Source organism: Thermoanaerobacter ethanolicus JW 200 (genome assembly GCF_003722315.1).
GTDB lineage: Bacteria > Bacillota > Thermoanaerobacteria > Thermoanaerobacterales > Thermoanaerobacteraceae > Thermoanaerobacter > Thermoanaerobacter ethanolicus.
Genome location: NZ_CP033580.1, coordinates 1349819 through 1362340 on the forward strand (window position 1 = coordinate 1349819; position 12522 = coordinate 1362340).

13 protein-coding genes and 1 tRNA gene are annotated in these 12522 nt (G+C 34.6%); 11 read left to right on the forward strand and 3 right to left on the reverse strand.

Annotated features, from left to right (window positions below):
* Positions 1–8 precede the first annotated feature (8 nt).
* Positions 9–242 (forward strand): hypothetical protein, encoded by a 234-nt coding sequence (locus EB239_RS06620; RefSeq protein ID WP_003870333.1) that lies wholly within the window; start codon positions 9–11, stop codon positions 240–242.
* A gap of 26 nt (positions 243–268) precedes the next feature.
* Here the strand turns inward: EB239_RS06620 and EB239_RS14625 are convergent, their stop codons facing one another.
* Entirely contained in the window at positions 269–460 is a 192-nt protein-coding gene (locus EB239_RS14625; protein WP_208638269.1) for a hypothetical protein, read from the reverse strand.
* A 212-nt stretch (positions 461–672) separates the two neighbouring features.
* On the opposite strand from EB239_RS14625, the gene EB239_RS06625 reads away from it, so the two are divergent.
* Both EB239_RS06625 and EB239_RS06635 read left to right on the forward strand, forming a co-directional pair.
* A tRNA-Pro gene (locus EB239_RS06625) sits at positions 673–747 on the forward strand.
* Between the two features lie 210 nt (positions 748–957).
* Positions 958–1875 carry a YncE family protein gene (locus EB239_RS06635; protein ID WP_003870332.1) on the forward strand — a complete coding sequence of 306 codons (918 nt, stop codon included), beginning with the start codon at positions 958–960 and terminating at the stop codon, positions 1873–1875.
* Here the strand turns inward: EB239_RS06635 and EB239_RS06640 are convergent.
* Both EB239_RS06640 and EB239_RS06645 read right to left on the reverse strand, forming a co-directional pair.
* Entirely contained in the window at positions 1862–2377 is a 516-nt protein-coding gene (locus tag EB239_RS06640) for a DUF4364 family protein (protein WP_003867000.1), read from the reverse strand. The genes EB239_RS06635 and EB239_RS06640 overlap by 14 nt on opposite strands.
* A gap of 457 nt (positions 2378–2834) precedes the next feature.
* Entirely contained in the window at positions 2835–3134 is a 300-nt protein-coding gene (locus EB239_RS06645) for an alpha/beta-type small acid-soluble spore protein (RefSeq protein ID WP_003870331.1), read from the reverse strand.
* 136 nt (positions 3135–3270) lie between these two features.
* On the opposite strand from EB239_RS06645, the gene EB239_RS06650 reads away from it, so the two are divergent.
* The 8 genes from EB239_RS06650 (at position 3271) to EB239_RS06685 (ending at position 12430) form a co-directional block, all read left to right on the forward strand.
* A complete protein-coding gene (locus tag EB239_RS06650; protein ID WP_003870330.1) occupies positions 3271–3960 on the forward strand; it encodes a 4Fe-4S double cluster binding domain-containing protein in 690 nt (229 codons plus the stop codon).
* Positions 3961–4020: 60 nt separating this feature from the next.
* Complete coding sequence (locus EB239_RS06655; RefSeq protein ID WP_003870328.1) at positions 4021–5031, forward strand: LacI family DNA-binding transcriptional regulator; 1011 nt, start codon at positions 4021–4023, stop codon at positions 5029–5031.
* Between the two features lie 63 nt (positions 5032–5094).
* Positions 5095–7422 carry a glycoside hydrolase family 65 protein gene (locus EB239_RS06660; RefSeq protein WP_003870327.1) on the forward strand — a complete coding sequence of 776 codons (2328 nt, stop codon included), beginning with the start codon at positions 5095–5097 and terminating at the stop codon, positions 7420–7422.
* 143 nt (positions 7423–7565) lie between these two features.
* Positions 7566–8828 (forward strand): ABC transporter substrate-binding protein, encoded by a 1263-nt coding sequence (locus tag EB239_RS06665; RefSeq protein ID WP_003870326.1) that lies wholly within the window; start codon positions 7566–7568, stop codon positions 8826–8828.
* Between the two features lie 75 nt (positions 8829–8903).
* Positions 8904–9803: a carbohydrate ABC transporter permease gene (locus EB239_RS06670; protein ID WP_003870325.1), complete on the forward strand. Its 900-nt coding sequence runs from the start codon at positions 8904–8906 to the stop codon at positions 9801–9803.
* A gap of 13 nt (positions 9804–9816) precedes the next feature.
* Positions 9817–10626 (forward strand): carbohydrate ABC transporter permease, encoded by an 810-nt coding sequence (locus EB239_RS06675; RefSeq protein ID WP_003870324.1) that lies wholly within the window; start codon positions 9817–9819, stop codon positions 10624–10626.
* A gap of 21 nt (positions 10627–10647) precedes the next feature.
* Positions 10648–11295 (forward strand): beta-phosphoglucomutase, encoded by a 648-nt coding sequence (gene pgmB / locus EB239_RS06680; protein WP_003870323.1) that lies wholly within the window; start codon positions 10648–10650, stop codon positions 11293–11295.
* A 121-nt stretch (positions 11296–11416) separates the two neighbouring features.
* A complete protein-coding gene (locus EB239_RS06685; protein ID WP_003870322.1) occupies positions 11417–12430 on the forward strand; it encodes a LacI family DNA-binding transcriptional regulator in 1014 nt (337 codons plus the stop codon).
* The last annotated feature ends 92 nt before the right edge of the window (positions 12431–12522 follow it).

The window sequence follows — 12522 nt, forward strand, 5'->3', positions numbered from 1 at the left end:
TGGTTGTTATGGAAATGACAGGGACTGCGTTGTTACGGGAGATAGATAAAGCACTAAAGGCGATGAAAGAAGCAGAAAGAAATTTAGAAATGCTGGAAAATGACAACTACCTTAAGATAAAGTTAGCAAGGCTAAAGTACGATTTTGCAAGACAAGAATATTTGAGACTCTTAAGGATTGCTAAAGAACAAAAAATCAAATATAACATGAATGAATTGATGGAAAAAATAATAGACGTATGATAAAAGCGGTCTTTCGACCGCCTGATTTATTGTTCAGGTATTTTAATTTCTTCTTGAAAATCGCACTTAAAATCTTTATAGGTCACACAAAAACTGTTGCAATTATGGATACATGTAATTGCATTACATTTCTTCAACGTTCTAATTGGTGCATTTACTGGTTTTGAAGAGCGCATAAATTCTAACTCCAAATAAGTCATATCAATCGCCCTTTCCAATTTGATAGTTTTATTATACACTTAATTCATTTATCTGTCAATTGCAATTATAAAATTTAGAAATTCATTTTAGAGCCAAATTTCTCAGAAAGTTTGCTACTAATAAGTGTTTTTTGAAAAAAATAATTAAATAGTTTTGAGTTTGGGTAGGGCTATAACTTTATTTTGTTTATTGAAAAAAGGAAAGGAGTATGATAAAATGAATAATGTGTCGGGGCATGGCGCAGCGGTAGCGCGCGCGGTTCGGGACCGTGAGGTCGCAGGTTCAAATCCTGTTGCCCCGACCATTATTACAGCCATGCGGGTTTTAAGACTTATCAACAGGCTAAAAGAACAAGTGGTTGCAGGTATGATACAGGGCCACCTCGGTGGTAAATTTGTAAAAATATTGAAAGACGCTCACAATTTAAGTGAGCGATTTTTTATGGAGTTATTGGTTTCTCAAATATATCCTCCTGCATATTATGGAATTATGCTAATATGTGGGGGGATGTGTTTTGTACATTTACATTGCTAATATGGGAGAAGATATTATTGAGCGAGTTAATTTGGAGACAAATTACAGAGATTTTGCAAAGATTAATTCATATAACAATAAACATCTGCCCTTAAATGTCTATTCTAAATATTTATGTGGTCCTCATCGATTAATTTTAGATAAACAGAGACAGAAACTGTATTCTTTAAATGCTTATGATAATTCAATTAGTATAATAAACCTAGACGATTTTACTTCAGAAATTTCTCTGTATGTAGGTAATTATCCTAATAATGGCATTATGCATGGAGATTATATATTAGTGGTTAATGGAGACTCAGACTCTATAAGTATTTTTGATATTGAAGAGAAAAAAGTGATAGGGCAAGTTAAAGTGGGAAGTTTCCCCCAGGACATAATTTACAATGAAAAGTATGATTTGATTTTTGTGAGCAATATGAATTCTGATGAAATTTTATTAATCGACCCTTATAGTTATAGGATTGTAGATTTTATTGTGACAGGGGCAAGGCCTATAGGAATGACTTTCTCTGAAGATTGGGACTGTTTGTATGTAATAAACAGTTATTTTGAAACGGGGATAAATGGAAAAATTTCCATGATAAACCTGCAAAGTTTGAAAGTAACTGGGGAAATAGGAGTAGGAAAAGTTCCTACAATGGTACGGAAAAAGGAAAACTTTTTGTATGTGCTTAATTCTTGCTCTAATACGCTGTGCAAAATAGATTTATTTACAAAACAGAAAAAAGAAGTTTATTGTGGATATGCACCTGGGTATTTATGTATTTTAGATAAATATGCTTATGTTTCTTCTGCAGAAGAAAACAAAGTGAATATAATTGACATTGATGAAATGAGGGTAGTGAAGTTTATTGAAACAAGAAAAGAGCCCCAAGGCCTTGTTATTGACCTGTGAGGACTTTTATTATGTATGCATATACGTCTTGAGATTTTTGTTTCCAATTATCGCAGATAAGTTTTGCCTGCTCGCTGTTTACTACATTTATGTTTAGCTCAATCAAAACTATATCATTTTCTACGACTTTGCAATTAGCTATATATTGGTTTTCGTCTTTTTTGTAATAAGTGGCTATATATTGAGATTCCTGTTTTATTTTTTCTTTGTTTAAAAGGATGTATTCGTCTATTTTTTGCCGTGTTTCAAAGGGGATTCTTGTGAAAAATAGTTTTAAAATGTTTATACCTTCTTCAGTAATAAAATATTTTTCTTCTTCTAATTTTATAAAGCCAGTTTCTATTAATTCGTCAAGGTACTGTCTTAAATAGAAATAGTTCATAAGTTTGTTATCTAAGATAATTTTGCTTATTTGCTCGTCTGTAATAGGCATATTTATTCTGTTTAAGATGTATAGTATAATTAACTTGTTTTCTGCTAATTCTTGTATTTCGTAAGCCAAGTTACCACCTCGCATTATTACTATATGTGGTATGTTTAAGTTAATTCTATCACAAAATATACAATAATAAAAGAGAGTATACGAAATACTCTCTCAGTTTGTTGACAAAGTTAAAAAATATTCAAAGGAGATATTTTGCATCGTCGCTCCGATGTTCCAAAGCGACAAAACTAAAGCTCGACCTTCGGGCTCCGGCAGGGTACCGGGCACAATCGGCCTCCTTGCCTCAGGTGCCCGCCTTCGCCATCCATGGCTTCGGCCCTGCCTCCACCCTCGGTCTTGCTAAGTTTCCCGGCACTCAAGTAAGTATGCTTGTTTTTTCTATTTTTGCTTTATAAACTTTCTTACTTGAGTGCCGGGCCGCTTTGTAACAAGTCGCTCCTTATGCAAAATATCTCCTTTACGAAAGTTTGTCTACAGTCTGAGAGAGTATACGAAATACTCTCTTTTTCTCTTTCTATCTTTGCATATATTCTGATTCACTTCCTGCAGCACCTTGTGGACCGCCCTGTGCAGGAGTAGAACCATATATACTGATGCCCCTTGCCATGGCAGATTCAGCAAAATGAACCATTCGTCTTAACATTTGTCCTCCTACTTTGCCGCAATCTCGGCTACTTACATATCCCCAATAATCTTCAGAACCTTGCTTAACTGGAAGGCCAAGCTCTGATGCGATTTCGTATTTCATATTATCAAGGGCTTTGTGAGCCTCTGGTACCATTTTTGGACGATCATTCCAACTACCTCTTGCCATTTAAATCCCTCCTTACTCTTTCTCATACTTAATTTGTGTAGGTGGATAAAAAATATACTTGAAAAATTTTAAAAAAATATATTTTGTTGTGTTAAAATATTTATGTGCATAAATTTTACTAAAAGGGTTGATAAAGATGGAAAAACAAAAAATTTTAGAGCAAAAAATCAAAGAGTGGGGAGCGTCTTTAGTGGGTTTTTCAAATCTTACAGGTATCCTTCCCGATACTCTTTCAGATATTCCGTATGCCATTACAGTTGTAATAAAATTAGCGGATAGAATAGTGGATGAAATTGAGAATAAGCCGACTCACACTTATTATCACCATTACCGTTCTGTAAATACGCTAATTGACCAGATAACCTTAAGAACAGTTCTTATTCTTGAAGAATGGGGCTATAAAGCATTAGCTGTTCCTGCTTCTCAATCGATTGCTGATTTGGGGGAATACAGGGGACTTTTTCCACATAAAACTGCTGCTACAAGAGCAGGAATAGGTTGGATAGGAAAAAATGGCCTTCTTGTGACTTATAAATATGGTCCACGGATAAGATTAGGGACTGTCCTCACAAACATGCCTTTTGAAACAGGGGCTCCTGTTACTGAAAGTAAATGTGGCAGCTGCAAATTATGTGTAGAAGCCTGTCCTGCTATGGCACTTTATGGTACTCTATGGAAAGAGGGAATGCCGAGAGAAGAAATAGTTGATGCAAGAGCCTGTAGCGAATATATGAATAAAAATTTTAAACACATTGGAAGAGGATATGTATGCGGTATTTGTATGGAAGTGTGTCCTTATGGAAGGAAAAAATCTATTGACAGGTGAAAAGGTTTTTGATAAAATGAAACCAAACAACCAAAACGTTTTGGAAAAGGTGGATATTAAATGGCAGTTACAATAAGAGATATAGCAAAATATGCGGGTGTATCTGTTACGACGGTTTCAAGAGCTTTAAACGGATATCCGGATGTAAGTGAGGAAACCCGCGAGAGAATTAAAAAAATAGCGGAAAAACTTAATTATACTCCAAACTCTATTGCAAGAGGACTTGTCACAAATAAGACTCATACGGTTGGATTGGTTGTTTCTGAGTTAATAAAGCCGGGGGCGTATCATCCTTTCTTTCTCGAAGTGCTTGCAGGAATAAAAGCAGGATTAAGAAAAGATAAATATGACCTTATACTTTTTACTGTAGACCCGGAAAGCCAAGATGCCACTTCCTATGAGAAGCTTTGCAATGACAGAAAAGTGGAAGGGGCTATTGTAGAAGGCTTAAGATTGAGTGATCCTTACATTAAAGAAATAAAGAAAACACAAATTCCCACTGTTTTGATTGATATACCAATACTTACTGATAAAGTGGGATATGTAAGTTCGGATAACGTTCAGGCAGCTTTTGAGGCTACAAGTTATCTTATAAAGTTGGGACATAGAAATATTGGATTTATAAATGGGCATAATGATGCGGCTGTAAGTTTTGAAAGGTTAGAAGGTTATAAAAAAGCTCTTGAAAAAAATAATATACCTTACAAAGAGGAATATGTAGTTTTTGATGATTTTACTCAAGAAGGTGGATATAATTCTTTTAAGACGTTGGTTTTTGAACATCCGGAAATAACTGCTGTATTTCATGCTTCTGATTTGATGGCAATAGGGTCTTTCAAAGCAGCAAAAGACTTAGGAATGAAAGTGCCTGATGACATCTCTATTGTAGGTTTTGACGATATTGAACTTGCATCCCTTATTACTCCTGGACTTACTACTATAAGACAAGATACTTTTAAGATGGGATATAATGCAGCAAAACATCTTTTATCTATTATAAAAGGGGAAAAGCCTCAGCATATATTAATACCTCATAAACTTGTAATTAGAGATTCAGCTAGAAAGATATAATTTTTTTTAAAAAGTATCCAAAACGTTTCGGATAGAATTTTTGGTAAGGATGGAGGTATATAAGTGGTAAAGCACATGTTTTTAGAGGATGTAAACAATTTAATAAGTGATGACAAATGGCTTATTTTCCAAAATGAGTATAATACAGAGGTAAATCCTCGATATGAGACCCTTTTTACACTTACAAATGGTTACATGGGCGTAAGAGGTACTTTTGAGGAAGGAAACGAGGGAGAAAGGTCGGGAAATTTTATTGCAGGAATTTTTGACAAGTCAGATGCGCAGGTTAGAGAAATTGTAAATGCTCAAAATTGGTTGAGAATAAAGTTGTATGTTGAAGGTGAAGAATTAAGTTTGGATAAATGCCAGTTGATAGAATTTAAAAGAATTCTTGATATGAAAAAAGGTATTCTATTTAGGAGTATGTTGATAAAAGACAGCAAAGATAGAATTACTCGAATTGAGGGATACAGATTTTTAAGCCGCAGTGACCGTCATCGTTCTGCAATTAAGCTATTTGTAACACCTGTAAATTACAGTGGTGTTGTAGGTATAGAGAGCATTATTGATGGGACTGTTTTAAATTCAGCAGATAGCCCAAAGTATAGAGTAAAGCATTTGAAAGTGGCTAACAATAGTAGTCTAAGTAAAAATGGAGTTTATCTTGAAACAGCAACTGTTGACGATGATACCCGCATAGCAACAGGTAGTACAGTGAGGATATATCATCATGAAGATGAAGAAAAAAATAACGTAGCTAAATTTAAAAGGTTTTTGCCTTTAGGTGAGAGAAGTATTGAGTACTTTGAGTTTGACGGTACAGAGAACAAAACAGTAGTAATTGACAAATTTGTAATAACTTATACCTCCAGAGACGTAAGAAAAGACCTGTTAAAGACGACGGTGGAAAAAGAACTCTTTGCTTTTGCTGGAGAAGGTATTGACAAAGAGTTGCAGAGACATATTGAGGTATATGAAGAACTATGGTCTGTTGCAGATATAAATATTGAAGGGGATGAAGAAGCAGATAAAGCTTTGCGTTTTAATATTTTTCATCTCATGAGTTCTGTCAATGAAAATGACCCCCTGGTAAGTATTGCTGCGAAAGCTCTTCATGGTGAGGGATACAAAGGCCATGTATTTTGGGATACTGAGATATTTATGCTTCCCTTTTTCATATATGTGTATCCGCAGGCAGCTAGAACACTTTTGATGTACAGGTACAATATGCTTGATGCAGCAAGAAAAAATGCGACTTTAAATGGATATAAAGGAGCACAATATCCTTGGGAATCTGCAGACACAGGAGAGGAAGAGACACCTAAATGGGGATTTGATTACAAAGGAAACCCTGTAAGGATATGGACAGGAGATTTAGAGCATCATATAACTGCTGATATAGCTTTTGCAGTGTGGGAGTATTTTAGAGCGACAGAGGATATTGAGTTTATGTTGAATTATGGTGCAGAAGTCATTTTTGAGACTGCAAGGTTTTGGGTATCTAGATGTGAATATGTAAAAGAATTAGACAGGTATGAAATAAACAATGTCATAGGTCCTGACGAATTTCATGAACATGTTGATAATAATGCTTATACTAATTACCTTGCAAAATGGAATATTAAAAAGGGACTTGAACTAATCAATATGTTAAAAGAAAAATACCCTGAACATTATTATGCTATATCAAACAAGATATGTTTGACAAATGAGGAAATGGAAAAGTGGAAAGAAGTTGAAGAAAAAATATATATACCTTATGACAAAGACAAAAAGCTGATAGAACAATTTGAAGGTTATTTTGACAAAAAAGATTATGTTATTGATAAATTTGATGAAAACAATATGCCTATATGGCCTGAAGGTGTTGATATAACGAGATTGGGTGATACACAACTTATTAAACAGGCTGACGTTGTAATGTTGATGCTTTTGTTAGGCGAGGAATTTGACGAAGAGACGAAAAGAATCAATTACGAATATTATGAAAAGCGGACTATGCACAAGTCTTCTTTAGGTCCAAGTATGTATGCCATTATGGGTTTAAAAGTTGGGGACCACAAAAACGCGTACCAATCTTTTATGAGAAGTGCCAACGTTGACCTTGTGGACAATCAGGGTAACACTAAAGAAGGTTTGCATGCTGCATCTGCTGGTGGTACATGGCAAGTAGCTGTTTTTGGATTTGGCGGAATGGAAATTGACAAAGAAGAGATATTAAATATAAATCCGTGGCTGCCAGAAAAATGGGACAAACTTTCCTATAAAGTATTCTGGAAAGGCAATTTAATTGAGGTAATTGTTACAAAAGAGGACGTGTCAGTAAAAAAATTAGAAGGAAAAGGAAATATAAAAGTAAAGGTAAAAGGGAAAGAGATTACGTTACAATAGTCAAAAAGGTACAGGCAGGTGGTAACCTGCTATACCTTAAAATAAATTGATTAAGTTTTAAGGGGGGATAAGTGAAGTTGAAGTAAAATTTTAAGTCCTCAATCAGATATTTTACTATAAAATTATGAAAGGGGAAAGTGGTAATGAGTAAAAAACTTTTAAGCATCTTTGTTTTGACGATCTTTGTATTAGCTACTGTTTTAGCTGGTTGTTCATCCAGTAAAAATAATACCTCCAGTGCCAATGAGACAAATACACAAAAACAAGAGACGGTGAAACCAGTTACTATAAAATTAGGTATGTGGTCTTCATCTCCAGCAGAAAAGAAGATAGTGGATGACCAAATAGCTAAGTTTAAAGAAAAATATCCAAATATAGATGTGCAAATTGAGACAATTGTGGGAGATTACATGCAAAAATTACAAACAGAACTGGCGTCAAATACAGCACCAGACATATTCTATCTTGACAGCATGCCTGCACCACAGCTTATGTCTTCAGGAGTTTTAGAGCCATTAGATGATTATATTAAGAAATACAATGTGGATGTAAATGATTTCGAACCTGCTTTGCTTTCCGCTTTTCAGTGGGAAGGAAAAACTTATGGTTTGCCAAAGGATTTCAATACTCTAGCTTTGTTTTACAACAAAGACATGTTTAAAGCCGCTGGAATAAATGAACCTCCAAAAACATGGGAGGAATTAAGAGATGTAGCTAAAAAGTTGACAAAAGACGGTGTCAAAGGTTTGGTTTTATCAGCAGACCTTGCAAGATTTGATGCTTTTATAAATCAAAATGGCGGTTCAGTATATCAAGATGGAAAAGTTACTTTAAATCTGCCAGAGAATGCACAAGCTCTTGATTTTTATGTAGGCCTCATTACAAAAGACAAAGTTGCTGACACACCACAAAACATGGGAGAAGGCTGGAATGGAGATGCTTTTGCTGCTAAAAAAGCTGCAATGGCAATAGAAGGTGGCTGGATGATACCATTCCTCAAAGAAAAAGCTCCTGATTTAAACTATGGTATAGCAGAGCTTCCAGCAGGAAAGCAAAAATCTACAATGGCTTTCACTGTTGCATATGTGATGAATAAAAACAGCCAACATAAAGATGAAGCATTTAAGCTTATTGAATTTTTAACCGGTAAAGAAGGACAGCAATTTGTAGTAGATTCAGGTCTTGCACTTCCATCGAGAAAGTCTATGCAAGAAGGATTTAAGGAGAAATATCCTGAAAGAGCTGCCTTTGTAGATGGTGCTTCCTATGCAGTACCATGGCAGTTTGGCTTGTATGGCACAAAGGTAGTAGATGCGGCTAATAAAGCCTGTGAAGCATTAATAATGAAGCAAATAAGTAGTGCTCAACAAGCTCTTGACAATGCACAAAAGGAAGTTGGACAATAATTTAAACAAGCAGCACCTTACTAAAATAAGGTGCTGCAATTATGATTTTTTAAGGTTGAAGGGAAGGATGTATTTATGGAAGCTAAAATGACTATGAAAAAGAGGTATTTATACGAAGCTTTGTCAGGGTATGCTTTTGTGTTACCTTTTATTGCTTCAATATCTATTTTTTTGATAGGACCATTAATTTATGCTTTTATTATAAGTTTTAAAGAATTTTCTTTTTTAAATCCTGAAGCAAGCCGATGGGTTGGATTTGCAAATTATATAAAGTTATTTAGCGACCCGACATTTAAAAGGGCTCTTTTAAATACAACACTTTATTCTTTAGGAGTAGTGCCAACACAGCTAATTATTGCCTTAATACTAGCATTAATTGTAAATTCGAATATTAAAGGTAAAACATTTTTTAGAGTTGCCTATTATATACCAACTGTTACATCCACAGTTGCAGTTTCTGTAATATTTTTATATCTATTTAAAGCAGATGGTTTAGTTAATGCTTTGTTAGCTAAATTTGGCATACAAGGACCTGCTTGGTTTAATGATGTAAGGTTTGCGCTTCCTTCTATCATGATGATGGCGATATGGTCTTCTGTAGGTAATTACATGGTGATTTTTCTTGCTGGATTACAGGATATACCATCAGAATTGTACGAGGCGGCGGAAGTAGATGGAGCTAATAAATTTCAAAGGTTTTTCAAAATTACCCTTCCAATGTTGAGGCCAATAGTGTTTTTTAATCTAGTAATGTCATTAATTGGTACTTTTCAGGTTTTTGACCAAGCCTATGTAGTATCGCAAGGGACTGGTGGGCCTCTTGATGCTACAATGACAGTCGTGCTGGATATATATAGGACAGGCTTTAGAGATTTTAACATGGGTTACGCTTCAGCTATGGCTTTTGCATTATTTGTAATAATCTTGATATTGACTCTTATACAGCGAAAGCTTTTCAAAGAAGAAACCTATTAGGAGGTGGCAATAGATGAAAAAGGTGTTGCGGCTTTTATTTTATATCGTTGTAGTAGGATATGCAGTAATTACACTTGGTCCTTTTATATGGTCTATAATAACATCTCTAAAACCCACCAGTGAATTAAATACTTTTGCTGTAAATATAAAACATTTAACTTTAGATAACTATAAAATGATAATTACAAAATTTCCTTTTTTAAGGTGGTTTATAAATAGTGCTATAGTTGCAGCTATAGTGACGTTTGGCAATATCCTGTTTAATTCTATGGCAGGGTATGCACTTGCAAGAATAAATTTTCCTGGAAGAAATTTATTGTTTATGGTTGTGCTTGCTCTCATGATGGTACCAGGACAGGTAGTGATGGTGCCAACTTATATCCTTCTCAGCAAATTAGGCTGGGTGAACACTTACATGGGCCTTACAATTCCATTTTTGACTAGTAATTTTGGAATATTTTTAATGAGGCAATTTTTCTTATCTCTTCCCAAAGAGTTAGAAGAAGCAGCTACAATTGACGGTTTGTCACGATTTGGGATTTTCTTTAAAATAGTTTTGCCTTTGTCTAAACCTGCTCTTGCAACTCAATTCATTTTTATGTTTACTGGCAATTGGAATAGTTTCTTGTGGCCTAGCCTCTTGACGTCTAGTGATGATATGTATACACTGCCGGTAGGACTTAATTCCTTTTACGGCCAATACTATCAATTTTGGAATCAGGTAATGGCAGGAGCTATACTTTTGACGTTACCTACTATATTGATATTCTTAATATTCCAGAGATATTTTGTAAAAGGAATATCTACAACGGGATTAAAATAAACGTTACGAAGGAGGAATAAAATGGCAAGATATCGTGGAGTAATTTTTGATTTAGATGGTGTTATTACAGATACTGCAAGGTATCACTATTTAGCATGGAAAAAACTTGCTGATGAGTTAGGGATATATTTTGATGAAGTTATTAATGAGAGGTTAAAAGGTGTAAGCCGCCTACAATCTTTAGAGATAATTTTAGAGAAAAGTGATAAAAAATATTCTCAAGAAGAAAAAGAATATTATGCAAATAAAAAGAATGAGTACTATAAAGAGATGATAAAGAGAATTACACCTGAGGATTTATTGCCTGGAGTGGAGAGATTCATTGAAGAGCTTAAAAAACGAGGTATTAAAATAGCAATTGCATCTGTCAGCAAAAATGCTTTTACTGTTGTTGAAAATTTAAAAATAAGAGATCAGTTTGACTATATAGTGGATGCAAATGAAATTAAGCATGGAAAACCTGACCCTGAGATATTTTTAAATGCAGCGAAGCATCTTGGGATTCCTCCGGAGAAGTGCATTGGAATAGAAGATTCGGCTGCGGGAATTACTGCAATAAAAAAAGCAGGAATGTTTGCAGTAGGAGTGGGCAATCCTGAAACAGTAAAAGAAGCAGACTTAATTTTAAAGGATTTAAGTGAAGCAGATAAAATATTAGAATTGCTGTAGTGTGGAAATATTCCCCTGTGTTTTGGGGAATATTTTTTATAAAAAACTCTTGCATTTTTAAAAGAATCGTAATATAATGTAACTGTAAGCGGTTACAGTAAATTAAGAAAAGGGTGTCAAAATGGCGACAATAGACGATGTGGCAAAATTAGCAGGTGTTTCTATTGCAACTGTTTCGAGAGTTTTTAATAATAGCCCTTTAGTAAGTGAAAAAGCAAGGCAAAAAGTTTTAAAAGCTGCAGAAGAGCTGGGATATAAACCCAGTATGCCAGCCAGAAGCCTGGCGATGAAGAAAACAAACACTATAGGGCTGATTGTGCCTGATATATCAAACCCTTACTATGCGGAAGTAGTAAGAGGTATTGAAGATGTCTGCAATATTTATAAATACAATATTACTTTGTGCAATGCAGACAATAAAAGAGAAAAAGAATTTCAATATATAGAAATGCTAAAAAATCGGTGGGTTGATGGAATAATATTTCACTGTGACTATTTTTCTGAAGAGCATTATGAAGTCTTTAAAAATGACAATATAAAGGTGGTACTTGCAGGAAGAACAACAAAGTTTGATGTGCCTTATGTAGGGATTGATAATTTTAAAGCGGCTTATGATGCAGTGAATTATTTGATATCATTAGGCCACAAGAGGATTGGAATTATTCATGGCCCTCTTGATGACATGAAAGAGACAATAGATAGCGTAGACAGGCTAAAAGGGTATAAGCAAGCTCTTATTGATAATGGCTTACCAATTTACGATGAATTTATTAAAGAAGCAAATTTTAAGTATAAAGGCGGATATAATGCGGCGATGGAAATGTTAAAAGGCGAGATGAGACCCACTGCTATTTTTGCGATAAGTGATATTATGGCAATGGGAGCAATAAATGCGGTGTTTGACAGCGGGCTTTCCTGTCCTGAAAATGTATCAGTAATGGGTTTTGATAATATTGACTTGTCAGAAGCAACAAGGCCTTCTCTCACTACTGTATCACAGCCTATGTATGAAATAGGGGCTGTTGCAGCTAGAATGCTTATAAAAATGTTAAATGGGGAAGAAATTGATGATTATCAAATAATTTTAAAACACAAAATTGTGGTAAGAAATTCTTGTATATCTTCAAAAGATTAAATTTTGTTTTATTTTTTAAATTGTAAGCGCTTACAATTTTAAAGCATGAAAAGCGCAGTGAAGATTTTAAGTTTAGGAAAGGAGAATATGGC

Bases quoted from the DNA above. Each gene is read 5' to 3' on its own strand.
- EB239_RS06620 (WP_003870333.1), top strand. From the start codon at position 9: ATGGAAATGACAGGGACTGCGTTGTTACGGGAGATAGATAAAGCACTA.
- EB239_RS06645 (WP_003870331.1), bottom strand. From the start codon at position 3,134: ATGGCAAGAGGTAGTTGGAATGATCGTCCAAAAATGGTACCAGAGGCT.
- EB239_RS06650 (WP_003870330.1), top strand. From the start codon at position 3,271: ATGGAAAAACAAAAAATTTTAGAGCAAAAAATCAAAGAGTGGGGAGCG.
- EB239_RS06655 (WP_003870328.1), top strand. From the start codon at position 4,021: ATGGCAGTTACAATAAGAGATATAGCAAAATATGCGGGTGTATCTGTT.
- EB239_RS06665 (WP_003870326.1), top strand. From the start codon at position 7,566: ATGAGTAAAAAACTTTTAAGCATCTTTGTTTTGACGATCTTTGTATTA.
- EB239_RS06670 (WP_003870325.1), top strand. From the start codon at position 8,904: ATGGAAGCTAAAATGACTATGAAAAAGAGGTATTTATACGAAGCTTTG.
- EB239_RS06675 (WP_003870324.1), top strand. From the start codon at position 9,817: ATGAAAAAGGTGTTGCGGCTTTTATTTTATATCGTTGTAGTAGGATAT.
- pgmB (WP_003870323.1), top strand. From the start codon at position 10,648: ATGGCAAGATATCGTGGAGTAATTTTTGATTTAGATGGTGTTATTACA.
- EB239_RS06685 (WP_003870322.1), top strand. From the start codon at position 11,417: ATGGCGACAATAGACGATGTGGCAAAATTAGCAGGTGTTTCTATTGCA.